19 protein-coding genes and 6 tRNA genes are annotated in these 23,258 nt (G+C 64.3%); 20 read left to right on the forward strand and 5 right to left on the reverse strand.

The window, feature by feature from the left end; translation table 11 throughout:
* Positions 1–69: 69 nt before the first annotated feature.
* Positions 70–726, reverse strand: coding sequence for an imm11 family protein (locus ACCQ13_RS04185; protein ID WP_104605012.1), 657 nt, complete (start codon positions 724–726; stop codon positions 70–72).
* 946 nt (positions 727–1,672) lie between these two features.
* Here ACCQ13_RS04185 and ACCQ13_RS04190 point away from each other — a divergent pair.
* The 12 genes from ACCQ13_RS04190 to ACCQ13_RS04245 all read left to right on the forward strand — a co-directional run bounded on the left by ACCQ13_RS04190 (position 1,673) and on the right by ACCQ13_RS04245 (position 13,129).
* Complete coding sequence (locus tag ACCQ13_RS04190) at positions 1,673–2,791, forward strand: ISL3 family transposase (protein ID WP_159406429.1); 1,119 nt, start codon at positions 1,673–1,675, stop codon at positions 2,789–2,791.
* Positions 2,792–3,505: 714 nt separating this feature from the next.
* Positions 3,506–3,613 (forward strand) — tRNA-OTHER (locus ACCQ13_RS04195).
* Between the two features lie 186 nt (positions 3,614–3,799).
* Positions 3,800–3,884, forward strand: a tRNA-Leu gene (locus tag ACCQ13_RS04200).
* A gap of 197 nt (positions 3,885–4,081) precedes the next feature.
* Entirely contained in the window at positions 4,082–5,374 is a 1,293-nt protein-coding gene (tig, locus tag ACCQ13_RS04205) for a trigger factor (RefSeq protein ID WP_159406679.1), read from the forward strand.
* Between the two features lie 92 nt (positions 5,375–5,466).
* On the forward strand, positions 5,467–6,093 hold the full coding sequence (gene clpP / locus ACCQ13_RS04210) for an ATP-dependent Clp endopeptidase proteolytic subunit ClpP (RefSeq protein ID WP_104605016.1): 627 nt from the start codon (positions 5,467–5,469) through the stop codon (positions 6,091–6,093).
* Positions 6,094–6,218: 125 nt separating this feature from the next.
* Positions 6,219–7,505, forward strand: coding sequence for an ATP-dependent Clp protease ATP-binding subunit ClpX (clpX, locus tag ACCQ13_RS04215; RefSeq protein ID WP_104605018.1), 1,287 nt, complete (start codon positions 6,219–6,221; stop codon positions 7,503–7,505).
* Between the two features lie 144 nt (positions 7,506–7,649).
* Positions 7,650–10,121: an endopeptidase La gene (gene lon, locus ACCQ13_RS04220; protein ID WP_372372342.1), complete on the forward strand. Its 2,472-nt coding sequence runs from the start codon at positions 7,650–7,652 to the stop codon at positions 10,119–10,121.
* A 214-nt stretch (positions 10,122–10,335) separates the two neighbouring features.
* Entirely contained in the window at positions 10,336–10,608 is a 273-nt protein-coding gene (gene hbs / locus ACCQ13_RS04225) for a non-specific DNA-binding protein Hbs (RefSeq protein WP_002806049.1), read from the forward strand.
* A gap of 11 nt (positions 10,609–10,619) precedes the next feature.
* A tRNA-Val gene (locus tag ACCQ13_RS04230) sits at positions 10,620–10,694 on the forward strand.
* A 28-nt stretch (positions 10,695–10,722) separates the two neighbouring features.
* Positions 10,723–10,799: transfer RNA gene (locus ACCQ13_RS04235), tRNA-Asp, on the forward strand.
* Positions 10,800–10,892: 93 nt separating this feature from the next.
* Positions 10,893–10,969: transfer RNA gene (locus tag ACCQ13_RS04240), tRNA-Asp, on the forward strand.
* 189 nt (positions 10,970–11,158) lie between these two features.
* On the forward strand, positions 11,159–13,129 hold the full coding sequence (locus ACCQ13_RS04245) for a peptidyl-prolyl cis-trans isomerase (protein WP_104605024.1): 1,971 nt from the start codon (positions 11,159–11,161) through the stop codon (positions 13,127–13,129).
* A 699-nt stretch (positions 13,130–13,828) separates the two neighbouring features.
* Here ACCQ13_RS04245 and ACCQ13_RS04250 read toward each other — a convergent pair.
* Both ACCQ13_RS04250 and gloB read right to left on the reverse strand, forming a co-directional pair.
* Positions 13,829–15,016: a lytic transglycosylase domain-containing protein gene (locus tag ACCQ13_RS04250; RefSeq protein ID WP_159406681.1), complete on the reverse strand. Its 1,188-nt coding sequence runs from the start codon at positions 15,014–15,016 to the stop codon at positions 13,829–13,831.
* Entirely contained in the window at positions 15,013–15,780 is a 768-nt protein-coding gene (gene gloB, locus ACCQ13_RS04255; RefSeq protein ID WP_159406682.1) for a hydroxyacylglutathione hydrolase, read from the reverse strand. The genes ACCQ13_RS04250 and gloB overlap by 4 nt, the downstream gene beginning before the upstream one ends.
* Positions 15,781–15,792: 12 nt before the next feature.
* Between gloB and ACCQ13_RS04260 the strand changes: the two genes are divergently transcribed.
* The 3 genes from ACCQ13_RS04260 to dnaQ are packed head-to-tail and all read left to right on the forward strand — an operon-like array spanning position 15,793 to position 17,676.
* Entirely contained in the window at positions 15,793–16,449 is a 657-nt protein-coding gene (locus ACCQ13_RS04260) for a hypothetical protein (RefSeq protein ID WP_104605030.1), read from the forward strand.
* A 30-nt stretch (positions 16,450–16,479) separates the two neighbouring features.
* Entirely contained in the window at positions 16,480–16,932 is a 453-nt protein-coding gene (gene rnhA, locus ACCQ13_RS04265) for a ribonuclease HI (protein WP_159406683.1), read from the forward strand.
* A 9-nt stretch (positions 16,933–16,941) separates the two neighbouring features.
* The gene (gene dnaQ / locus ACCQ13_RS04270) at positions 16,942–17,676 is read left to right on the forward strand and encodes a DNA polymerase III subunit epsilon (protein WP_159406684.1); all 735 of its coding nucleotides are present in this window, start codon (positions 16,942–16,944) and stop codon (positions 17,674–17,676) included.
* A 118-nt stretch (positions 17,677–17,794) separates the two neighbouring features.
* On the opposite strand, the gene ACCQ13_RS04275 is transcribed toward dnaQ, so the two are convergent.
* Positions 17,795–18,499, reverse strand: a complete 705-nt coding sequence (locus ACCQ13_RS04275) for a PP2C family protein-serine/threonine phosphatase (protein ID WP_104605036.1) — start codon at positions 18,497–18,499, stop codon at positions 17,795–17,797.
* A 196-nt stretch (positions 18,500–18,695) separates the two neighbouring features.
* On the opposite strand from ACCQ13_RS04275, the gene ACCQ13_RS04280 reads away from it, so the two are divergent.
* Both ACCQ13_RS04280 and ACCQ13_RS04285 read left to right on the forward strand, forming a co-directional pair.
* Positions 18,696–18,786, forward strand: a tRNA-Ser gene (locus ACCQ13_RS04280).
* A gap of 256 nt (positions 18,787–19,042) precedes the next feature.
* The gene (locus ACCQ13_RS04285) at positions 19,043–19,447 is read left to right on the forward strand and encodes a DUF6165 family protein (protein WP_159406685.1); all 405 of its coding nucleotides are present in this window, start codon (positions 19,043–19,045) and stop codon (positions 19,445–19,447) included.
* Between the two features lie 208 nt (positions 19,448–19,655).
* Here ACCQ13_RS04285 and ACCQ13_RS04290 read toward each other — a convergent pair whose 3' ends face one another.
* On the reverse strand, positions 19,656–20,705 hold the full coding sequence (locus ACCQ13_RS04290) for a glycosyltransferase family 9 protein (protein ID WP_104605040.1): 1,050 nt from the start codon (positions 20,703–20,705) through the stop codon (positions 19,656–19,658).
* 20 nt (positions 20,706–20,725) lie between these two features.
* Here ACCQ13_RS04290 and ACCQ13_RS04295 point away from each other — a divergent pair, with 20 nt between their 5' ends.
* The 3 genes from ACCQ13_RS04295 to moaA are packed head-to-tail and all read left to right on the forward strand — an operon-like array spanning position 20,726 to position 23,255.
* Entirely contained in the window at positions 20,726–21,475 is a 750-nt protein-coding gene (locus ACCQ13_RS04295) for a 3-deoxy-D-manno-octulosonic acid kinase (protein WP_104605042.1), read from the forward strand.
* Complete coding sequence (locus ACCQ13_RS04300) at positions 21,475–22,224, forward strand: MBL fold metallo-hydrolase (RefSeq protein WP_104605044.1); 750 nt, start codon at positions 21,475–21,477, stop codon at positions 22,222–22,224. The genes ACCQ13_RS04295 and ACCQ13_RS04300 overlap by 1 nt, the downstream gene beginning before the upstream one ends.
* Positions 22,224–23,255: a GTP 3',8-cyclase MoaA gene (gene moaA / locus ACCQ13_RS04305; protein WP_104605046.1), complete on the forward strand. Its 1,032-nt coding sequence runs from the start codon at positions 22,224–22,226 to the stop codon at positions 23,253–23,255. Before ACCQ13_RS04300 ends, moaA begins: the two co-directional genes overlap by 1 nt.
* The last annotated feature ends 3 nt before the right edge of the window (positions 23,256–23,258 follow it).

Below are 23,258 nucleotides of genomic sequence, written 5' to 3' on the forward strand. Positions count from 1 at the left end.
TGGTGACTTTGAAGGATGACGTTACCGGAGGGCATCTGTTTTTGCTCCAAAATCCATGCAGAGAAATCTCTATCCGTAATTTGCAGCGTCGATTAGCCGAACCCCACGCTTCTTGGGTGATTTGCCGAATCCATGGGAAATCAAGGTGTCGCGCAAGAATCGATCGCAGAAGGCATCTGCCGTATAAGGTGTTCGGAACACATGCGCTGCCCCGACCACATCTTTGTTGAAAGCCAACTTGGCCCCCCCCACGAGGCTGTAGTACTTGCCATTTGGATATCCGGTCAGCACCTTGACGGTAGATGCTTCCTCGTCGATGGCGTCGATAATCCGCACCACCTCGCAAAGATAGTGCGGTGCTGCGGGCGTACCGTCTTCCAGTCGGAAGTCACAGAGCGCGAAGGCAAAGCCTTCTGGGTCAGCAGCGTCAAGGACCTGCTTCAGCGGCTCGGAGACCAGCCAGTAGTCCGTCAAACCGCTCTCAAGATCATCGGGCATATCACCAATGCGGCTGTCGTAGCGCAGGCGCGGGGTCTCCTTCAATGTGGCTAGTCCCGCGTCCTCTTCCGGCAGGCTGTCAGCAATGGAAAATGGCACCGCATCTGGGTTCTCGAGCTTCAAACCAGGGCCGCGACCGCCCCCCCCGATATCGGACCTGAGGATGTAGAACGCGCCTTTCTGAGGTGCGTTGTCATGTGTTGCGCGGGCTTTTTTTGCTTCGTTCATAGGTGCTTTCTCTCAACAATCCAGCATGCGTCGAACAGGTGCCTACAAGTGAGTCGCTTCGCTGCCCACGGTCAGATGCCTACCTCTGGCGCTTGCCCGCCAGCAATGGAGGCGGGGCCGGCAGCGGATGGCGGGCATGTTGCAGGCCCTGTTGGGATGGGATGCACCCTCCTATGTTGCCCGTCTTCAGCGACCGACGCAGTAGGAAAACACCGACGCCTACGGACAGCGCTGGCCCTGGCGCGCGCAATCGTCGCCCCGCCACGCCTGCGGCCTTCATGCACGGTTTTCGCTGCACCCCTGCAGGGTAGACCTAGGCCCCGCTGCAGCTAGCGATCCGTGGGAGTCACGGGGACGTTTCTTCCCTGCAGATCCCTGCGCGCCTGTGAGGCTCAGCGGGCGGTGCGCAGCCTTGTTCCGGGCCAGGCCTCCCGGGGGCGTTTCGGCAAATGACCATCGGAAACAGGTAATCGGTAATCCGCAAGCCAAAACCAGACTTAAGGGATTGATATCAATCGGAAATTTGGGATTACCTTTTGGGGTGATTTAAGGTAATTGGGTCCACATCGAAAAGTCATGTGATTGAAATTTAAGGGTTTTTTGGGGGGATTACCTGCCCGAAAGGTAATCCCATTACCTCCCAGTTACCCTTTAATTACTTTTGATATTTCTCTATAAGTATTTGATAAACAGGCTCATCGCGGATTCGTGTGGGTGCCTTGAGGCCCCTGAATCTGCGTTGAGCCTTGGAAACAGGCCCTTTCCACCGTCCCAGAAGGTGGTACATCCTGTGCTGACTTCTTGACGCGGTGTTCTGCATGAAAACGGGCCGTCGGCTGAGTGAGTTGTTTTCCTTCCCTGGCTTCGCGGCGGAGTCCACGCTCAAGGGCGTGTTCGGCGCCCCGAAGGCGCGGATCGTGACCTTGCGGCGCCGAAAAAAACGGCCGTGTGTTCCAACTGTGGCCATCGGTGTCGCAGCCGCTACGACAAGCGCCTGTGCCGCGCCCGCGACTTGCGGGCGGCCGGCTGGATGCTGTTCGTGGAGTTCGAGCGCTGGCGGGTCGATTGCCCGGGGTGCGGCGGCGTGCACGTAGAGCGGCTGGACTGGCTGGCCAAGAATCCGCGCTACACCGAGCGATTCGCCCTACATGTGGGCAATCTGTGCCGAAGCATGACGCACAAGGCCGTGGCTGAGCTGGAGCGCCTGCACGACAGCACGGTCAAGGAGCTGTCCAAGCTGTACATGGCCGAGCAGGTGCGCCGGGCGGGGACGCCGGCGCCGCGCGCCATCGGCATCGACGAGATCGCGATCCACAAGGGCCATGACTACCGCGTTGTGGTCAGCGATCTGGAGCGCGGCCGACCGATCTGGTTCGGCGGCAGTGGGCGCACCGAGGCGGACATCGACCAGTTCTTCGCCGAATTGGGCCCAAAACGCAGTGCTGGCATCGACGTGGCGGTGATGGACATGTGGCGGCCGTTTCGCAACTCGGTGGGCAAGAACGCGCCCAACGCCAGCATCGTGTTCGACAAATTCCACATCATGCGCCACCTGTCCGACGCGCTCGATCAGGTGCGGCGCGACGAGTACAAGCGCCTTCAAGGCCAGGATCGCAGTTACATCAAGGGCCAGCGTTACACCCTGCTGAGCAATCGCGAAAACCTTACCCTGGACGGTCGGAAGGCGCTCGCCAAGTTGCTGGCGGCCAACAAACGTCTGAACACGGCGTACCTGCTGAAAGAGTCCTTCGGGCAGCTGTGGAGCTACCGCACCGAGCGAGGTGCACGGGAGTTCTTCGAGCGCTGGAAGCAGAGTCTGCGCTGGCAGCGGCTTGCGCCCTACCAGACGTTCGTGGGGATGATCGAGCGGCACTGGGACGGCATCGCGGCGTACTGCAGGCCGGAGAACAAGGTCAGCCTCGGCCTGGTGGAAGGGCTCAACAACAAGATCCGGGTCATCCAGCGCAGCGCCTACGGCTATCGCGACGAGGAGTTCCTGAGGCTCAAGATCATCGCCAGCTTCCTGCCCGCGCTACCCGAAAATGCTCGATTGCACCCACAGTGATCCGCGAAGACCCGATAAACATTGAAGTATGTGTATTTCTGGGGCTGGATGACCTAGATTACCTCTCTCCCGTGGTCATCTGAAAAATTGAGATTGGGGCGCGCTAGAGTAGGTCGCCACAGCACTCGCTACGACCGGTTACACCCGCAATGTCGCTGAACCACGATGCCCTGTAGGCGAACCCCGATACCGTCCACGAGGCCGGTTGGAAGCGCTGGCGGGTGGTAGACCAGACCGTGGCCATGCTTGAGCGCGCAAGCCAGTTGGCCAACAAGCACGGTGGTCAGCAGCACACCTTATATATGTCGGTCACTGCCGCATGAGCGCGATCAATGCCGGCGATGAGCCTGTGCTGCCGCCTGGCTTCCGCTGGGAGAGGCCTTGGCAGAGCGCGATGGGGTCACCGACGGCGCTTTTCCTCGAGGGTGAAGAGGTGGCCAGGTTGGTGCAGAGACTCACTGGCGAGTGATACGTGCTGCTGGAGCGCCGAAGGCCGGTGCCGCCTGGTAAACCCTTCGCGCCTTTTGTGGAGCGCGACTGCAACAGCTTCGACCAGGGAGAGCGTGGCACCGTCATGTGGGCCGTGCGCCAACAGGCGAGGATCCGAGCAGAGGTGACAGACCGCAGGCCGCGTTCTGGAGCCACATAGGATGAGGCCGGTAGCCGGGACGATCGGGAAAATTGGCATGACGCCCAAGCGCGCACCAGGCCTCCGGGCTTGGCTGCCGGGAGAAATAAGCCGAGCAAGCTCCTGATTTGTAAGCTCAGTAGCGCTAACTGTTAATCAGTAGGTCCAAGGTTCGAATCCTTGACGGCCCACCAGATAGGCAGCCACTCAGCGCAAGTTGAGTGGCTGTTTTTCTTTGTGTTCGTTGCCGGGCGTGCCTGCGCTCGCAGTGCGCCGGTCGGAGTCGAGGCAGGTGGTGCGCGCCGGCCAGGGGCGTTGCGTGGCCTGCGGCTTTTTCTTTGCGTCCATCCCTGCAACAATGGCTAGGTAAGTGCAGCATCGCGAAAGTGGCGGAATTGGTAGACGCACCAGATTTAGGTTCTGACGCCGCAAGGCGTGGGGGTTCGAGTCCCCCCTTTCGCACCAATGCAGTGCGGCCGTGAGCGTTCCGGCCGCTGCAACGCCCGTCATACGCTCGCTTTTTGCGCACGGGGGTGCCCGTCCCGCTGGCAGCGGCCGCCGTTATCGGCGAAACTACAAGGCTCGGCGGCTTTCTCGCCATCCGTCAACCCGCATCTTCCATCTCGTGCCGACGCTGTGCGCTGTCGGTGGCAGGAGTCAACATGCAAGCATCGATCGAATCCACCGGCAATCTGGAACGCCGCCTGACCTTCACCCTGCCGCAGGAGCGCCTGGAGACCCATGTCGGTGGCCGCCTGCGCGAACTGGCGCGGACCACGCGCATCAAGGGCTTTCGTCCGGGCAAGGTGCCGCCCAAGGTGATCGAACAGCGTTTCGGCCAGCAGGTGCGGGCCGAGGCGATGGAAGGCCTGCTGCGTGAGACCTTCGATTCGGCAGTGCGCGAGCATTCGCTGCGCCTGGCCGGCAACCCGCGCATCGACCAGGGCGAAAGCGACTTCGATTTCGTCGCCACCTTCGAAGTGGTGCCGGATTTCGGCGATATCGACGTGGCCAAGCTGTCGGTGGTGCGTGCGGCCGCTGAAGTGACCGATGCCGACATCGACCAGATGATCGAAAACCTGCGCCTGCAGCGCCGCACCTGGAATCCGGTCGAGCGCGGCGCGCAGGTCGGTGACCTGGTGGCACTGGAGACCTGGTCGCAGGCCGGTGATGAGCGTCTGCCCGCCGAGGGCGTGGAGACCGGCAGCAGCGTGCTGGGCTCGGGCGTGATGTTCGACCAGATCGAAAAGGGTCTGGAAGGGCTGTCCAAGGGCGAAGACAAGACCCTGAGCGTGGATTTCCCGGCCGAATGGCGGGTGCCGCAGCTGGCCGGCAAGACCGTGCAGGTGCATGTCAAGGCAGTGGAAGTGTCCGAACCGGTGTTGCCGGCGGTGGACAAGGAATTCATCAAGAGCTTCGGCGTGAAGAGTGGCGATGCCGAGCAGTTCCGCGCCGACATCCGCACCAACCTGGAGCGCGAGCTCAAGGGCGCGCTGATGAACCGTCTGCGCCGGGAAGTGGGCGAGCAGCTGATCGCCGCCTATGCGCATGTCGAAATGCCGCCGCGCCTGGTCGAGAACGAAGCGCGCTCCATGTTGGCCCAGCAGGTCGAGCAGCTGCGCCGCAGTGGCCGCGATCCGGGCCAGGTGCCGGCCGACGCCCACCAGGGTTTCATGGACGCCGCCGCCAAGCGCGTGCTGGTCGGTCTGCTGGTGGGTGAAGTGGCCCGTCGCAACGAGCTGCGCCTGGAATCCAAGCGCGTCAGCGAAACGCTGCGTCTGATCGCCTCGACCTACGAAGAGCCGGAGCAGGTCATTGAGATGTACCGCAACGACCCCCAACTGATGGGTGGGCTGCAGAGCCGTGTCATGGAAGAGCAGGTGATCGACTGGATCGCCGAGCGCGCCCAGCACACCGAGCAGTCGCTGTCGTTCCAGGACGCCATCCGGGTCTGAGGCGGGAGCAAGAGAACCGCGCCCTGCCGTCGTCGGGGTGCGGATATCGAACACGGGCATCGGCACAGGCCGCTGCCACAACAGGAAGACCGATGAGCATTGTGACCAAAGCCCTGAATCTGGTGCCCATGGTGGTCGAGCAGACCAGCCGTGGCGAGCGTGCGTACGACATCTACTCGCGTCTGCTGAAGGAGCGTCTGATCTTCCTGGTCGGTCCCATCGACGACCATATGGCCAACGTGATCGTGGCCCAGCTGCTGTTCCTGGAAGCGGACAATCCGGAAAAGGACATCAGCATCTACATCAATTCGCCCGGTGGCGTGGTCACCGCCGGCATGGCGATCTACGACACCATGCAATACATCAAGCCGGACGTGAGTACGATTTGCGTCGGCCAGGCAGCCTCCATGGGCGCGCTGCTGCTGGCGTCGGGTGCGGCGGGCAAGCGCTATGCGCTGCCGAATTCGCGCGTGATGATCCACCAGCCGCTGGGTGGTTTCCAGGGCCAGGCGACGGACATCGACATCCATGCCCGCGAGATCCTGACCCTGCGTTCGCGCCTGAACGAAATTCTTGCCAAGCACACCGGTCAGTCGCTGGAGACCATCGCGCGCGACACCGAACGCGACAACTTCAAGAGTGCCGTCGATGCCCAGGCCTATGGTCTGGTGGATCAGGTGCTGGAGCGCCGTCCGGACGAGTCGATCCAGCCGTCTTGATTTTCAGGTCATTGAAATTGCAGGAAAATCCGGCAGGGTCGGGCAGGGCGAATGTCCTCCCGGCCCTGTGCTATTCTCGAAATCGAACCCCCGTGCATCGGGTGGGGTAACTGGGTAACAGAAGCATGAGCGAAGACCGCCAAGGTCGTTCCGGCGACAGCAACAAGATTCTCTACTGCTCGTTCTGCGGTAAGAGTCAGCATGAGGTCCGCAAGCTGATTGCCGGTCCTAGCGTATTCATCTGCGATGAGTGCGTTGAGCTGTGCAATGACATCATCCGCGAAGAACTCGAGGAAAAGGCGCAGTCGGCACGGTCCAGCCTGCCCAAGCCGCGCGAGATCCTCGAGGTGCTGGATCAATACGTGATCGGGCAGTTGCGCGCCAAGCGCACGCTCGCGGTGGCGGTGTACAACCACTACAAGCGCATCGAGAGCCGCAGCAAGAACGACGACGTCGAGCTGGCGAAATCCAACATCCTGCTGGTCGGCCCCACCGGTTCGGGCAAGACGTTGCTGGCCGAAACGCTGGCGCGGCTGCTCAACGTGCCGTTCACCATCGCCGATGCCACCACGCTCACCGAAGCCGGCTATGTCGGCGAGGACGTGGAAAACATCATCCAGAAGCTGCTGCAAAAGTGCGATTACGACGTCGAAAAGGCGCAGCAGGGCATCGTCTATATCGATGAAATCGACAAGATCTCGCGCAAGAGCGAGAACCCGTCGATCACCCGCGACGTGTCCGGCGAAGGCGTGCAGCAGGCGCTGCTGAAGCTGATCGAAGGCACGGTGGCCTCGGTGCCGCCGCAGGGTGGCCGCAAGCATCCGCAGCAGGAATTCCTGCAGGTGGACACCAAGAACATCCTGTTCATTTGCGGCGGCGCGTTTGCCGGCCTGGACAAGGTGATCCAGCAGCGCTCCAACGATGCCGGCGGCATTGGCTTCGGTGCCAAGGTCAAGAGCAGCGAGCGCAAGCGGGAAGTGGGCAAGATCCTGGCCGAGGTCGAGCCGGAAGATCTGATCAAGTTCGGCCTGATCCCGGAATTCGTCGGCAGGCTGCCGGTGGTCGCCACGCTGGAAGAGCTGGATGAACCGGCGCTCATCAAGATCCTGACCGAACCCAAGAACGCCATCACCAAACAGTTCAAGAAGCTGTTCGACATGGAAGGCGTGGAGCTGGAGTTCCGCCCGGATGCCTTGTCGGCGATCGCCAAGAAGGCGCTCAAGCGCAAGACCGGCGCGCGCGGCCTGCGCACCATCGTCGAATCGGTGCTGCTGGATACCATGTACGAGCTGCCGTCGCAGGAAAATGTCAGCAAGGTCGTGGTGGACGAGTCGGTGATCGAACACAAGTCCGAGCCGTATCTGATCTACCAGGCGCAACCGGCGCCGGCCAAGGCCGCGTCCGGGGACTGAGCCCTGCCAACCCATTGCCCAGGTGGTGTCCTCGCTGGTGGCTAAAGGGTTTTCGAGCGCTACTTGCAACGTCTAGCCGATGGCCCCATAACGGGGCCATCGGTTTTTTTTACGCCTTGAATGTCCCTTCCTGCGGAGCGCCCCATGGCCCAGTCCCAACCAGAAGTTCTCGATCTGCCGGTGTTGCCGCTGCGCGACGTGGTGGTGTTTCCGCACATGGTGATCCCGCTGTTCGTGGGGCGTGACAAGTCGATGCGCGCGCTGGAAAAGGCCATGGAGGCGGACAAGCGCATCCTGCTGGTGGCGCAGAAATCGGCCGAGACCGACGACCCTGCGGCGGCCGACCTGTACACCGTCGGCACGCTGGCGCAGGTGCTGCAGTTGCTGAAGCTTCCCGATGGCACCATCAAGGTGCTGGTGGAAGGCCTGTCGCGCGTCACTGTCGACAAAGTGGTCGAGCTGGACGGCGCATTGCAGGGCCAGGGCACCGAGGTCGAAGCCAGCGATGCGCGCGAGCCACGCGAAGTGGAAGCGATCGCGCGGTCGTTGATGTCGCTATTCGAACAATACGTCAAGACCAACCGCAAACTGCCGCCCGAGCTGCTGCAGACCCTGGCCGGCATCGACGAGCCGGGCCGCCTGGCCGACACCATCGCCGCGCATATCGGCGTGCGGCTGGCCGACAAGCAGCGCCTGCTGGAGATCACCGAAATCGGCGAGCGGCTGGAGCTGCTGGTCGGCCTGGTGGACGGCGAAATCGACGTGCAGCAGCTGGAAAAACGCATCCGCGGCCGTGTGAAGTCGCAGATGGAAAAGAGCCAGCGCGAGTACTACCTCAACGAGCAGATGAAGGCCATCCAGAAAGAACTGGGCGACCTGGACGATGCACCGGGCGAGCTGGAAGAGCTGGCCCGCAAGATCGCCGAAGCCGGCATGCCCAAGCCGGTGGAAACCAAGGCCAAGGCCGAACTCAACAAGCTCAAGCAGATGTCGCCGATGTCCGCCGAAGCGGCGGTGGTGCGCAACTATCTGGACTGGTTGCTGGGCGTGCCGTGGAAGAAGCGCACCAAGGTCCGCAAGGACCTGAAGGCGGCCGAGGACACGCTGGATGCCGACCACTACGGCCTGGACAAGGTCAAGGAGCGCATTCTCGAATACCTGGCCGTGCAGTCGCGCGTGAAGCAGATGAAGGGACCGATCCTGTGCCTGGTCGGCCCGCCGGGCGTGGGCAAGACCTCGCTCGGGCAGTCGATCGCCAAGGCCACCAACCGCAAGTTCGTGCGCATGAGCCTGGGCGGCATCCGTGACGAGGCCGAGATCCGCGGCCATCGCCGGACCTACGTCGGGTCCATGCCCGGCCGCCTGGTGCAGAACCTCAACAAGGTCGGCAGCAAGAACCCGCTGTTCCTGCTGGACGAGATCGACAAGATGTCGATGGACTTCCGTGGCGATCCGTCGTCGGCGCTGCTGGAAGTGCTGGACCCCGAGCAGAACAACTCCTTCAACGACCATTATCTGGAAGTGGATCTGGACCTGTCGGAGGTGATGTTCGTCGCCACCTCCAACTCGCTCAACATCCCCGGCCCGCTGCTGGATCGCATGGAGGTCATTCGCATCCCCGGTTACACCGAGGACGAAAAGCTCAACATCGCCATGCGCTACCTGGTGCCCAAGCAGATCAAGGCCAACGGCCTGAAGCCGGACGAGATCGAGATTGGCAACGATGCCATCCAGGACATCGTGCGCTACTACACCCGCGAATCGGGCGTGCGTAATCTCGAGCGCGAGATCGCCAAGATCTGCCGCAAGGTGGTGAAGGAAATCGCACTAGCCGGCCCGCAGCCGGTGGTGGCCAAGACAGCCACCAAGAAAGGCAAGCCGAAGGCGCTTGTGGCCGTGGGGTCGAAGAATCTCGACAAGTATCTGGGCGTGCGCCGCTTCGATTTCGGCCGCGCCGAAGAAGAAAACGAGATCGGCCTGGTGACCGGTCTTGCCTGGACCGAGGTTGGTGGCGAACTACTGCAGATTGAGTCCACCCTGGTACCGGGCAAGGGCAACCTGATCCTCACCGGCCAGCTCGGTAACGTCATGAAGGAGTCCGCATCGGCTGCCTTGTCGGTGGTGCGTTCGCGCGCCGAGCGGCTGGGCATCGACGTGGATTTCCTGCAGAAGCAGGACGTGCACGTGCACGTGCCCGATGGCTCCACGCCGAAGGATGGCCCCAGTGCCGGTATCGCGATGGTGACCTCGCTGGTGTCGATCCTGACCAAGGTGCCGATTCGCGCGGATGTGGCGATGACCGGCGAGATCACCCTGCGCGGGCGCGTGTCGGCAATTGGCGGCTTGAAGGAGAAATTGCTGGCCGCCCTGCGCGGTGGCATCCGCACCGTGCTGATCCCGGACGAGAACCGCAAGGACCTGGCCGACATCCCGGCCAACGTGACCCGCGATCTGGAGATCGTGCCGGTGAAGTGGATCGACGAAGTGCTAGACCTGGCACTGGAACGCCTGCTGGCGCCGAAGAAGGCCGGCAAGGAAAAGGCGCGCAAGACCGCTTCGCGCGTGGCCGTGCGTGGCAAGTCGCGCAGCACCCCGGGAGCCCGCGTCAAGCACTAACGCGCGCTGTCTAGGACGTCCCGAAACACGCCAAAACCCGCGTCGTTATTGGGTTTTGGCTTGCGTGCTGTTGGGGGCGCTGGTATAAATGCACGACTCGTGGGCGCGGCAAAATGTGATGCGTCACGCGATACCACTTGTGTCGGGTTCTTCGCTAACGGCAAGAGCGCCGATTGTCGATTCCGCGGCATCTGCCGCAAAGGGAGTTTCAAGAATGAATAAAACCGAATTGATCGATGGCGTTGCCGCTGCCGCTGACATCTCCAAGGCTGAAGCTGGCCGTGCTGTCGACGCGGTTGTGAGCGAAATCACCAAGGCGCTGAAGAAGGGCGACGCCGTCACCCTGGTTGGCTTCGGCACCTTCCAGGTCCGCGAGCGCGCTGAGCGCACGGGCCGCAATCCGAAGACGGGCGACAGCATCAAGATCGCCGCTTCGAAGAATCCTGCATTCAAGGCTGGTAAAGCCCTCAAGGATGCAGTAAACTAATCGACTCGCTAGGGTGCTTAGCTCAGCGGTAGAGCGTCTCCCTTACACGGAGAGGGTCGGGGGTTCGAAACCCTCAGCACCCACCATTAAGCACCAGGCAACTGTTTCAAGCGCGGAGCGGTAGTTCAGCTGGTTAGAATGCTGGCCTGTCACGCCGGAGGTCGCGGGTTCGAGTCCCGTCCGCTCCGCCAGTTATACCAAAGCCCCTGAGCGATTGGGGGCTTTGTTTTCTCCACTGCATTCGCGTCGCGATTGCGGTGGGGGTAGAGGGTCAAGTTCAAAGCGGAGCGGTAGTTCAGCTGGTTAGAATGCTGGCCTGTCACGCCGGAGGTCGCGGGTTCGAGTCCCGTCCGCTCCGCCAGTTATACCAAAGCCTCCGGCCTTGTGCCGGGGGCTTTTTTTTGGTTCGGCGCGGCCCGTTTCGGATGCGCCTGCATCGCTCCGGATCGGCTGTTCTTGCGCTGCGCTCCCGTAGTGACAGGCGCCGGGCTGGGTGCGTGGCGTCAGGCGGGTTACACTGCGCGGCTCGCCCACAGGCCGTGATTTGCCAATGCTGCAGAAACTTCGCGACAAGACGTCAGGCTGGATCGCCACCGCCATCCTGGGGTTGCTGATGATTCCGTTCCTGTTCGTCATCGATAACAGCTATTTGGGCGGCATTGGCGCCAACAACGTTGCCAAGGTGCAGGCGCCGCCGACCTGGTGGAAATCGGCACCGACGTGGTGGCCGGTCTCGTTGCTGTGGCAGCACCATGAAATCAGCACGCAGGACTTCCGCACGCGTTTCGAACAGGCGCGCATGCAGGAGCGTCAGCGCCAGGGTGAAAATTTCGACCCGCGCACGTTCGAATCCCGCGAAAACAAGCTGCAGGTGCTCGACCAGTTGGTGGATGAGCAGGTCGTGCGGCTTGGCGCCGAAGATGCCGGGATCGTGATCGGCGATGCGACGGTGCGCGATTACATCACCAACATCCAGGCGTTCCAGGTCGATGGCAAGTTCAGCCCGGACCAGTACCGTGCAGCGCTGGCGCAGGGAAATCCGCCACGCACGCCGGCACAGTTCGATGGGCTGGTGCGCGACAGCCTGCAGCAGTCGGTCATTCCACAGGCCGTTGCCGAATCCGGGTTTGCGACCAAGACCGAGTTCGAGCGCCTGCTCAAGCTGATGGGCGAAACACGTGACGTGGAGCTGGCGATGTTGCCGGCGCCGGCGGCCGACACTGCCCCCGTCAGCGACGTGCAGATCAAGCAGTGGTACGACGCGCACACGCAGGATTTCCGTCAGCCGGAGACGGTGAGCATCGAATACGTGGAGCTCAACGCCGCCACGATGCCGCCTGCCACGGCGGCCGATGACGCCACGCTGCGCAAGCGCTACGAAGAAGAAAAGGCGCGTTTTGTCGAGCCGGATCAGCGCCTTGCATCGCACATCCTGATTACCGCCGGCAGCGATGCCGCTGCACAAAAGGCAGCAGAAGCGAAGGCCGCCAAGCTGGCCGCCGAGGCCAAGCAGCCAGGTGCGGACTTCGCTGCGTTGGCCAAGGCCAACTCGCAGGATCCTGGCTCCAAGGATGCCGGTGGCGACCTGGGGTGGGTCGAGAAGGGGGCAATGGTCAAGCCGTTCGAGGATGCGCTGTTCTCGATGAAGGCAGGCGACGTTGTCGGGCCGATCAAGAGCGAATTCGGGTATCACGTGATCCAGCTGCGCGAGGTCAAGGGCGGGCAGGGTAAGTCGTTCGAGCAGGTCCGCGACCAGCTTGCCGCCGAGCAGCTCAAGGCCGATGCCGACAAGGCGTTTGCCGATGTCAGCGGCAAGCTGGTGGATCAGATCTACAAGAACCCCACCGCCTTGGAGCCGGCTGCAAAGCAGGTCGGTTTGCCGGTACAGACCCTGGGCCCGTTCTCGCGGACCACTGCCAGCGGCATTGCCGCCAATCCGGTGGTGTTGCGCTCGGCATTTTCCGAAACGCTGGTGCAGGACGGGACCGTGAGCGACCCGATCACCATCGCGCCCAATCACAGCGTGGTGTTGCGCGTGACCAACCACACCGCCGAACAGGCGTTGCCGTTGGACAAGGTGCGCGACAAGGTGACTGCCGCCGTGCATGCAGACCGCACCGAGAAGGCCGCTGCCGCCGCTGCAGACGCCTTGCTGGCCCGCGTGCAGAAGGGCGAAACCCTGCAGGTGCTGGCGCAGAGCGAGAAGCTGCAACTGCAGCCGATCCCGGGGCTGCCACGCACCGCGCCAATCCCGACGCCGGCCGCAAACCGCGCAATTTTCAGTGCTCCTCGCCCAAGCGAAGTGAAGCCTTCGGTCGGCAAGGTGGAGCTGGACGGCGGGCGCTTTGCGGTGTTCGTCATCAGCAAGGCCACGCCGGGCGACTTGAAGCAGATGCCGGCCGAGCAACAGACGATGCTGCGCGAGCAATTGAGCCAGATCGACGGCAACAACGCGGCGCAGGCCTACATCAAGGAAATGCGCAAGCGCTACAGAATCCAGATCGAAGAGGCACAGCTATAACGGCGCGCTGTCGATCGATGGAAGGAAAGAGCCCGGGTGACCGGGCTTTTTCTTGACCTGCACCGCCGTTGTAGGAGCGGCCCCGGCCGCGAGAGGCATTTCCGCTAAAGCCCCATCGCGGCCAGGGCCGCTCCTACAAGAGCGGCATGGCGGGTGGGGTGGGCGACGGTTGTCACTGACGAAGATGCGTGCGTGTCAGAGCAGGCCGCGCCGCTCATGGCCACGTGCCTCTCCGTTGCAAGAGCGGCCCCGGCCGCGAGAAGCGTTCCCGATAAAGCTCCATCGCGGCCAGGGCCGCTCCTACAAGAGCGGCATGGCGGGTGGGGTGGGCGACGGTTGTCACTGACGAAGATGCGTGCGTGTCAGAGCAGGCCGCGCCGCTCATGGCCACGTGCCTCTCCGTTGTAGGAGCGGCCCCGGCCGCGAGAAGCGTTCCCGATAAAGCTCCATCGCGGCCAGGGCCGCTCCTACAAGAGCGGCATGGCGGGTGGGGTGGGCGATGGTTGTCACTGCTGACGAAGATGCGTGCGTGTCAGAGCAGGCCGCGCCGCTCATGGCCACGTGCCTCTCCGTTGTAGGAGCGGCCCCGGCCGCGAGAAGCGTTCCCGATAAAGCTCCATCGCGGCCAGGGCCGCTCCTACAAGAGCGGCCTGACGGGTGGGCTGGGCGACGTCTGTCAGCGAAAAAGATGCGGGTACGTCAGGGCGTATCGTTGAATGACAGCACCATGCCAGGCTTCAAGACCGCGCGCTTGTCCAGGCCATTGCTGGCGAGCAGGGTGGCGACCGTGATGCCGTAACGGCGCGCGATGGCCCAGGCCGATTCGCCATTGCGGACGGTGTGGGTCCTGGCGGCCGTGCTGGAGGCCTTGGCGGTGGCGACGCTGGCTACCTCTGCTGCGGTCGCGCTGCGATTGGAGTGGGTGTCGGGAGTCGGCGTGGCGGCAGCCACCACCGCTCCGCTGGAACCCGGCTGTGCGGCTGCAATGGGAGCAAGTACATGCACGCCCTTGGGCGCGGCGCGTGCGCCTGCCATGGCAGGGTTGAGGCGGGCCAGCAGTTGCGGCTCGATTGCGCGTTGTCCGGCCCAGGTGTTGAGGCTGGTGCCGGTGGGCAGAGCGTGTTCGGTCAGGACCGGAACCTGGCGGTCCAGCGAGGTCAACAGAGTGCCCTGTTGCTGCGCGTGATCGAGGACGCAGGCCAGCGCATGCAGTTTTTCGACATAGTCGTAGGTGACCTTGGACATGCCCGGCAGCTCTGACGGACGCGCATTCTGCGCATTCATTCCGGCGCTGCGCATCGCTTGCAACACGCGGTACTCGCCGGCGTTGTAGGCCATCAGGGCCAGGCGCCAGTCACCGCCGAACATGCCATACAGCGTCTTGAGGTAGCGCACCGCCGCATTGGTGGAGTCCACCGCCGACAGGCGGCCGTCGTACTGCGCGCCGACCGGGACATGGTGGTTCCGGGCCGTGGTGGCGACGAACTGCCAAAGTCCCGCCGGACCGCTGCCATTGCGCGCGCCGGGGCGATAGCCGCTTTCGACGAAAGGGATCAGCGCAAATTCGGTGGGCATGTCGGCGGCGCGCAGCTCGTCGACCACATAGCCGAACAGCGGCAGCACATCCTGCGCATCGTCGGCCAGACGCGCGGGCGCGCGCGAGAAATGCTGCTCCCAACGGGTGTCGCTATGTTCGCTGTCGCAGCCGGGGTCGGCGCGGCCTTCCAGGAACGACGAAAAGATCTCGCGCCCGTTCCGCATGCTGGGAGCGCTGGTCGGGGCAGGTGTGCTCTCCACCGATGTCAGGCGCCCGGCGTCAGCGGACCAGGCAGCCGTCGATGTGGTGGCCGCACAGACGGCCAGTACTGCCAGAGCCAGGCGAATCATGCGCGAAAGTCGTCTTTCCAGCGACGAAGTTCGGCGAAAACATCTACTTCGGACAAGACTGCACCAGCGGCGCGCGCTGCTGCGGCGGCGCGAATTTCGGGGCTATGGGTACGCAGGAACGGATTGGTGGCCAGTTCACTCTTGAGCGAAATCGGCAGGGTAGAACGGGCTGCTTGACGCATGGCCTGGGCTTCCTGTTGACGGCGCTGCAAGGCAGCGTTGGTGGGATCGACGTGCAGCGCAAAGGCCGCATTGGCCAGGGTGTATTCATGGCCGCAACACACAAGCGTTTTGCCGGGCAATCGGGCCAGGCGCTGCAACGAGTCGAACATCTGTGGAGCGGTACCTTCGAACATGCGTCCACAGCCTAGGCTGAACAGCGTATCACCACTGAACAACTGGCCATCGGTCACGAAGGCGATATGGCTACGGGTATGGCCGGGCACCTCCAGTACTTCGAATGTGGTTCCAAGCAGGCGCAAGCGCTCGCCCTGGCCAACCTGGTGGGCAGCTGCAGGGCTGCGGTCGTCGGCGGGGCCGAACAGTTCCAGCTGCGGCCAACGTGCCTGCAGCGCCGGCACGCCGCCGATATGGTCGGTGTGGTGGTGGGTCAGCAAGATCGCGCTGGGCATCCATCCATCGCGCGCGGCTGCAGCGATCACCGGCTCGGCCTGGCCGGGATCGACCACGATGGCGCGACCATCGGCGGCGACCAATGCCCAAATATAGTTGTCGTCGAATGCGGGCAGGGCGATCAGTCGCATAGAATTGGGACCATGCCTGCCACGCCATTCTGCCGTCAAGCTGGTGTCTCAACCTGGTTTGATACGGGCGCGGGGCGCATCCTGCTGCAACTGGAGCGCCAACTGGCGCTGCAGGAGCTGCTGAAGCGTCCATCCCAGCCGTGGTTGTGGGTGACGCCCGGCGAGGATTTGCCGCCGCGCGAGGGCTTGCAGGGCCGCGGTCTGCGCTTGTTTCGCCATGCCGGGCGCTTCGCCGGCGATGCCCGCTGTGCGATGCCGTTTCCGCTGCCCACCGAGAGCCTGCAGGCCATCGTGGTGCAGCATGCCGTGGTCGGCGGGGCGGTGGAGTTTCTGGCCGAGTGCGAGCGCTTGTTGATGCCCGGCGGCCGGCTGTGGCTGTTCACACTCAACCCGTTGAGCCCGTATCGCTTCCATTGGGCGCGCCGCGGCCCGGTGGCGCTGCGCCCGGATCGCTGGCGGGTGCTGGCACAACGCGCCGGCCTGCATGGCGTGAATGGCGAGCGCTACCTCGGACCAATCTGGCGTGCCGGGCGCGGCTCCTCCGACCCCGGTCGCGCGCCCTGGCGCGCGGTGTACCTGCTCGAAGTGGAGAAGCGCGCCTGCGCACCGATTGCGCCGACCCCGATCGCACGGCCATCGCGCTGGCCGCAGCCGGTCGCCACGATCTGACCCCTAGCACCATTGCAACCCTGGAAACTGATGAAATCACTTGAAGTGCATACCGACGGCTCCTGCCTCGGCAATCCCGGTCCGGGCGGTTGGGCGGCGCTGTTGCGCTACAACGGCCGCGAGAAGGAACTGGCCGGTGGCGAAGCGGTGTCCACCAACAACCGCATGGAACTGATGGCCGCGATCATGGCGCTGGAAACGCTGACCGAGCCGTGCCAGATCGTGCTGCATACCGACTCGCAATACGTGCGCCAGGGCATCACCGAGTGGATGTCCGGCTGGGTGCGACGTGGATGGAAGACCGCTGGCGGCGATCCGGTCAAGAACCGCGAACTGTGGGAGCGGCTGCATGCGGCCACGCAGCGGCACAGCATCGATTGGCGCTGGGTGAAGGGCCACAATGGTGACCCGGACAACGAACGTGTGGACGTGCTCGCCCGCAACCAGGCCATTGCCCAGCGCAATGGCAGCGCAACTGCGTAAGAGGATTTCATGCGTCAGATCATTCTCGATACAGAAACCACCGGCCTGGAATGGCGCAAGGGCAACCGCGTCGTGGAAATCGGCGCGGTGGAGTTGCTGGAGCGGCGCCCGAGCGGCAACAACTTCCATCGCTACCTGAAGCCCGATTGCGACTTCGAACCCGGCGCGCAGGAGGTGACCGGGCTGACCCTGGAATTTTTGGCCGACAAGCCGCTGTTTGCCGAGGTGGTGGAGGAATTCCTCGCCTATATCGACGGCGCGGAGCTCATCATCCACAACGCCGCGTTCGACCTGGGCTTCCTGGACAACGAACTGGCACTGCTGGGCGACGGCTACGGGCGCGTCGTCGACCGCGCCACCGTGGTCGACACCTTGATGATGGCGCGCGAGCGTTATCCGGGGCAGCGCAATTCGCTGGATGCCTTGTGCAAGCGGTTGGGCGTGGATAACTCGCACCGCCAGTTGCACGGCGCCTTGCTCGACGCGCAGATCCTGGCCGATGTGTACATCGCGCTGACTTCCGGGCAGGAAGAGATCGGCTTTGCCAGCGCCGATGCCGGCCAGCATGCCAGCGATGGCGGCAATGCGATCACCTTCGACCCGGCGCTGCTGTTGCCGCGCCCGCGCGTGGCGGTGACTGCGTCCGAGTCGCAGGCGCATGAGGCACGCCTGGCGCAGCTGCGCAAGAAGGCCGGGCGTGCGCTGTGGGATCCGCCGGTCGAAGAGGTTGCGGCTGCTGGTTAGCCGATTGGTGGGAGCGGGGCGATGCCGTCAGGCCCGCCTGGTCCAGCCTCTCTCGACGCGCTTTGCGTGGATCCATGCAGAGCGGCGATTGAAATGTTTCAACAGCGCGAAGCGCGCCTCAGTAGCTACGCACCAGGATGGCGGTGATGTTGTCCGAGCCGCCGCCATCCAGCGCAGCGGCAACCAGGCATTCCACGCACTCCTGCGCGCTGCAATCGGCCTGCGACAGCGTTGCCGCGATGGCGGCATCGTCCACTTCCTCGGTCAGCCCGTCGCTGCACAGCAACAGCTGCATGCCGGATTTGAGTTCGCCCTGCATGGTGGCGACGTTGAGGTGGATCGGGTCGGTCACGCCCAGCGCCTGGGTCACCACGTTGCGATGCGGATGCGCACGTGCCTGCTCGCTGGTGAGCGTGCCCTGGGCGATGAGTTCCTGCACATAACTATGGTCCTGGCTCAGCTGGGCCAGGCGTCCGTCGCGCCAGAGATACGCGCGGCTGTCGCCGACCCAGGCCACTTCGAAGCGCTGGCCCAGCACGCGTGCGGCCACCACGGTGGTGCCCATCGGCAAGGTGTCGTTGCAGCGGCGCGAGGTCTTGATGATTTCCTCGTCGGCAATACGGATGGCCTGTGCCAGCGGCGTGCCGGCGCGCACTTCGCGCACGATGGTCTCGCGTGCCAGCGCGCTGGCGACCTCGCCGCAGGCGTGTCCCCCCATGCCATCGGCCACCAGCCACAACCCAAGTTCGCTGTCGCCGTAGTAGGTGTCCTCGTTGAGGTCACGGCGCAGTCCAACGTGGGTGAGGTGTCCGAATTCGAGCATGGGGCCGGGTCGCCAGGGAGAAGGTGCGCCACCATCATCGCGGCCCGACCGGCCAGCAGCAACACGCGACTGGCGAACGGCGCAATACCTGTTCACGCCCGGCCCGGATTTGCGCCAGCTGGCGCAGGCCCGGGCCGCTTGTGGCCGCGGCCGTGTGCCCGTATGATGCACGGCCCCAGGACACTGGGGACCATCTGGAGAGGTGGCAGAGCGGTTGAATGTACCTGACTCGAAATCAGGCAGGCGTTTATAGCGCCTCGGGGGTTCGAATCCCCCCCTCTCCGCCAGATTAGGGCGAGCAGTTGTGCCAGTGCCGCGTGAGTTTCGCCGGCGGCATTGGGGGGTGAGAAGCCCCGGGTTCGACAGGCAGCGCAGCTGCCTGCACGGCGAAGCCGCCCGCAGGGCGAAGGCAGGCAGTGCCGAGTGAATCCCCCCTCTCCGCCAGATTCGCATCAGCCCCCGCAAGGGGGCTTTTGTTTATGTGTGGCGATCGCTGCCTGCGGCGATGGCTACAATTCGCTCGATTCCCGTTGGAGGCCTGTCATGTCCGAGATCCTGGTGCCCGTGTCCTTTGGTGAACTGCTCGACAAGATCGCGATCCTGCAGATCAAGTCCGAGCGCATGACCGATGTGGCCAAGCTGGCCAATGTGCGCAACGAGTTGTCCGCGCTGGAGAACAGCTGGATGGCGCATCCGGCCGCCGGCCACGACATCGTGCGGCTGCGCGCCGAACTGAAGGCCGTCAACGAGCGGTTATGGGTGATCGAGGACGACATCCGGCTCAAGGAGCAGGCGCAGAGCTTCGATGACGCCTTCATCCAACTGGCGCGCAGCGTGTATATCGAAAACGACGAACGTGCGCGGATCAAAAAGCAGATCAACCTGGCGTTGGGCTCTTCCTACGTGGAAGAAAAGTCCTACCAGGACTATCGCGCAAGCAAGGCCTGAGGGTCTCGTCCGGCTGATCGGGCTGCCGGCTGGTCGGGCGCGATCGGTGGATGCGGTGGCCGGGTGCCACGTTGGGTGAGATCGGGGTACCGGTCGCTGTTCAGGGGGCGACTGCTCCGCGCACGTAGGGAGTTCCGGCGCGGTGGCCGTGGCGCCCGGCCATCGCCCGGGTTGCCACCCCGGCGCCGGGTGGACCGGTCTCCAGCGGCTAGCGTGGATGATCGGCGCGATACCGCTCGAAGGCGGTAATCGCATCGTCCACGCTGACCAGCTGCATCACGTCGTCGAATTCGATCTTGGTGCCCCAGCGCAGCTGGTCGGCCGGCTTGTGCAGGTACTTGCGTGCCGCCGCGTCGTAGCGGTCCACGCAATAGCGCACGTCCGAATACGGGCCGCTGCGCCGGGGGTTGCTGGCCGCATGCAGCCCCAGCACCTTGGTCCCCATCGCGTTGGCGATGTGCATCGGCCCCGAATCTGGCGTGACCACCAAATCTGCGCGGGCGAGCAGGGCGGGCAGCTGCTTGAGCGTGTCCTTGCCGACCAGGTCCAGCACCGGCGTACGTGCGTTGGCGGTGATGGCATCGGCGGTGCTGCGTTCCAGATCGCTGCGGCCGCCGCACAGCACCACGCGCCAGCCCTGTGCGGCGGCATGGTCGGCCAGGGCGGCGTGGCGGTCCGGGTACCAGTTGCGCCGCGCATGGCTGGAGCAGGGCGAGATCATCAGCACCGGGCGGCCGTCGTCCTGCCACTGCGCTTGCGCCCAGGCATGTGCGTCCTCGGGCACCGGCAGGTCCCAGCGCACCTGCGTCTGGCGCAGGCCCAGCGGCTCGGCGAAGCTGCCGATGGCGTCGAGCACATGGATGCCGGGGCGGTCGGCGATGCGTTCGTTGACGAACAGGCCGTGCAGGTCCCTGGAGCGGCTGCGGTCGTAGCCGATGCGCCGGCGCGCCGGCACGAAGGCCGAGAGTACGTTCGCGCGCAACGCCACCTGCATCTGCAGCAGGGCGTCGAAGCGCCCCAGCTGAGCCAGTTGCCGGCGCAGCGCGCGCATGCCCGCCACGCCACTGCGTTTGTCGTAGGCGTGGAAATGCACGCCGGGCAGGCCGTCGAGCAACTTCAGCCCGGCCTTGTCGATGATCCAATGCAGTGTCGTCTGCGGGAAGCCCGCCTGCAGCGTGCGCACCAGCGGCACTACGTGGGTGACGTCGCCCAGGGCGGACAGGCGCAGCAGGCACAGCGATGCAGGCGTGAGAGCCATGGTGTTGTTAGACTCGATAGATGGTTTCTTTCGACGCCACCGAAGCGCTGACGCCGTACCGCGAGGGTCGCGGCTATGGCGCCATTCTGTTCGACCGCGAACGGCTACGGCAAGCCGACGCCGGGTTGTTTTCGCCGCAGCGCTGGGGCGACAGGGCGCGGCCGGTCGACGAGGGCGGGCGTGGCGGCGCGTGGTTCGTGGATGCGCCGTTCGGCCGCAGCGTGTTGCGGCAATACTTGCGTGGCGGCATGGCGGCACGCGTGAGCCGCGATCGGTACCTGTGGAAAGGCGCCGGACGCACGCGCAGTTTTGCCGAGTTCCGGCTGATGCGTGAACTCATCAAGCGCAAGCTGCCGGTGCCGCGACCGCTGGCCGCCTGTTACTTGCGCGAAGGCCTGGGCTATCGCGCGGCGCTGTTGATGGAGCGGCTGGAAAACGTGCGCTCGCTGGCCGATCACGCCCAGGTGGCCGGGCGTGGCGCGCCCTGGGAGGCCACCGGCCAGCTGATTGCGCGCTTCCATCGCGCCGGGCTGGACCACGCCGATCTCAATGCCCACAACATCCTGTTCGACGCCGGCGGGCATGGCTGGTTGATCGATTTCGACCGCAGCGTGCTGCGCATCCCGGCCACGCGCTGGCGCAAGCGCAACCTCGAGCGGCTGCATCGCTCGTTGCTGAAGCTGCGCGGCAACCGCAGCCGCGAAGAGGTGGACAAGGACTACGAACGCCTGCATCGCGCCTACGAGCTGGCCTGGGGCCGGGGCTACTGATGCAGTGGGCCTTGCGCGTGCAGGGAGTCGGCAATGCGTCGGCGGTGGCGCTCGGTTCGCCGATGGCCACGCTCGAGCGCGCCGGTGCGCCGTGGCTGACCATCGATTGTGGCAGCGAGGGTCTGACTGCCTATCAGGCGCACTATGGTGGCCTGCCGCAGGCGATCTTCATCACCCATGTGCATCTGGACCATGTGGGCGGGCTGGAGCGGCTGTTCGTGGACAGTTACTTCTCCGAACGTCGCGGACGCACGCGCCTGTACGTGCCGGCACCGGTGGTGCCGCTGCTGCAGCGGCGCATTGCCGATTATCCGAACGTGCTGGCCGAGGGCGGGGCCAACTTTTGGGATGCGTTCCAGCTGGTGCCGGTGGGCGATGCGTTCTGGCACGACGGAGTGCGGCTGGAGGTGTTTCCGGTGCGCCACCACTGGCCAGAGACTGCCTTCGGACTGCGCCTGCAGGGTGCGTTGGTGTGGACCGGCGACACCCGGCCCATCCCGGAGATGCTGAAGCGTTATGCGAGCGACAACGAGCTGATTGCGCATGACTGCGGCGTTCACGGCAACCCGTCGCATACTGGCGTGGACGATCTGGAGCGGGAGTACCCGCAGGACCTGTTGGGCCGCATGCTGCTGTACCACTACGCCAGCGATGCCGACGGCGACGTGCTGCGCGCGCGTGGCCACCGCGTCGCCGTGCCCGGGCAATACCTGGTGTTGGCGGACCCGACCGCCGCCATGGTGCGCTGATGGGCACCCCGACGCTGCCCACGCTGGCCGGCGCGCCCCTGCAGGACCGCTATGGCCGCCCGCTGCGCGACCTGCGCCTGTCGGTGATCGAGGCCTGCAACTTCCGTTGCGGCTACTGCATGCCGGCCGACCGCGTGCCCGACGATTACGGCTTCGACTCACAGCAGCGGTTGAGTTTCGATCAGCTGGAAACGCTGGTGCGTGCGTTCGTGTCGGTCGGCGTCACTAAGGTGCGCCTGACCGGCGGAGAGCCGCTGCTACGCCGCGACCTGCCGAGCCTGATTGCGCGGCTGACTGCGATCGAGGGCATCGAAGATCTGGCGCTGACCACCAATGGCACCTTGCTTGCGCGCCAGGCTGTTGCGCTGCGGCAGGCGGGGCTACGTCGCATCACCGTCAGCATGGATGCGCTGGATCCGACATTGTTTCGGCGTATGAGTGGCGACCGCGGCGAGATCGCGCAGGTGCTGGGCGGCATTGCCGCGGCCGAGCGGGCCGGATTCGAGCGGCTGAAGATCAATTGCGTGGTGCAGCGCGGCGTCAACGAAGACCAGGTGTTGCCGCTGGTAGAGCACTTCCGGGGCAGCGGGCATGTGCTGCGTTTCATCGAATTCATGGACGTGGGCAGCTGCAACGGCTGGACCCCTGATGCGGTGGTGACGTCCGCGCAATTGCACGAACGCATCCACGCGCGCTGGCCACTGGTGGCGCTGGACGCCAATTACACCGGTGAAGTGGCGCAGCGCCATGCGTTTGTCGACGGTGCTGGCGAAGTGGGCTTCGTCAGTTCGGTCAGCGTGCCGTTCTGCGGCGATTGCCAGCGCGCGCGCGTTTCGGCAGACGGGCATCTGTATACCTGCCTGTTTGCCAGCCAGGGCCACGACCTCAAACCAGCCCTGGCCAACGGCGAGCCTGCGCTGGCAACACATCTGCGTCAGCGCTGGAGCGTACGTGGCGACCGCTACAGCGAAGTGCGGGCCTCGGTACCACGCCGCGGCAAGCCGGTCGAGATGTTTTTGATCGGCGGATGAGCG

The sequence above is a fragment of the Xanthomonas sp. NCPPB 1638 genome (assembly GCF_041475635.2).
Lineage (GTDB): Bacteria > Pseudomonadota > Gammaproteobacteria > Xanthomonadales > Xanthomonadaceae > Xanthomonas > Xanthomonas cucurbitae.

Coding starts and splice junctions, on each gene's coding strand:
- ACCQ13_RS04275 (WP_104605036.1), bottom strand. CDS start 18,499: ATGCTCGAATTCGGACACCTCACCCACGTTGGACTGCGCCGTGACCTC.
- moaA (WP_104605046.1), top strand. CDS start 22,224: ATGGGCACCCCGACGCTGCCCACGCTGGCCGGCGCGCCCCTGCAGGAC.
- ACCQ13_RS04260 (WP_104605030.1), top strand. CDS start 15,793: ATGCCTGCCACGCCATTCTGCCGTCAAGCTGGTGTCTCAACCTGGTTT.
- ACCQ13_RS04245 (WP_104605024.1), top strand. CDS start 11,159: ATGCTGCAGAAACTTCGCGACAAGACGTCAGGCTGGATCGCCACCGCC.
- clpP (WP_104605016.1), top strand. CDS start 5,467: ATGAGCATTGTGACCAAAGCCCTGAATCTGGTGCCCATGGTGGTCGAG.
- ACCQ13_RS04295 (WP_104605042.1), top strand. CDS start 20,726: ATGGTTTCTTTCGACGCCACCGAAGCGCTGACGCCGTACCGCGAGGGT.
- rnhA (WP_159406683.1), top strand. CDS start 16,480: ATGAAATCACTTGAAGTGCATACCGACGGCTCCTGCCTCGGCAATCCC.
- ACCQ13_RS04250 (WP_159406681.1), bottom strand. CDS start 15,016: ATGATTCGCCTGGCTCTGGCAGTACTGGCCGTCTGTGCGGCCACCACA.
- gloB (WP_159406682.1), bottom strand. CDS start 15,780: ATGCGACTGATCGCCCTGCCCGCATTCGACGACAACTATATTTGGGCA.
- clpX (WP_104605018.1), top strand. CDS start 6,219: ATGAGCGAAGACCGCCAAGGTCGTTCCGGCGACAGCAACAAGATTCTC.
- dnaQ (WP_159406684.1), top strand. CDS start 16,942: ATGCGTCAGATCATTCTCGATACAGAAACCACCGGCCTGGAATGGCGC.
- ACCQ13_RS04300 (WP_104605044.1), top strand. CDS start 21,475: ATGCAGTGGGCCTTGCGCGTGCAGGGAGTCGGCAATGCGTCGGCGGTG.
- ACCQ13_RS04290 (WP_104605040.1), bottom strand. CDS start 20,705: ATGGCTCTCACGCCTGCATCGCTGTGCCTGCTGCGCCTGTCCGCCCTG.
- ACCQ13_RS04285 (WP_159406685.1), top strand. CDS start 19,043: ATGTCCGAGATCCTGGTGCCCGTGTCCTTTGGTGAACTGCTCGACAAG.
- hbs (WP_002806049.1), top strand. CDS start 10,336: ATGAATAAAACCGAATTGATCGATGGCGTTGCCGCTGCCGCTGACATC.
- lon (WP_372372342.1), top strand. CDS start 7,650: ATGGCCCAGTCCCAACCAGAAGTTCTCGATCTGCCGGTGTTGCCGCTG.
- tig (WP_159406679.1), top strand. CDS start 4,082: ATGCAAGCATCGATCGAATCCACCGGCAATCTGGAACGCCGCCTGACC.
- ACCQ13_RS04185 (WP_104605012.1), bottom strand. CDS start 726: ATGAACGAAGCAAAAAAAGCCCGCGCAACACATGACAACGCACCTCAG.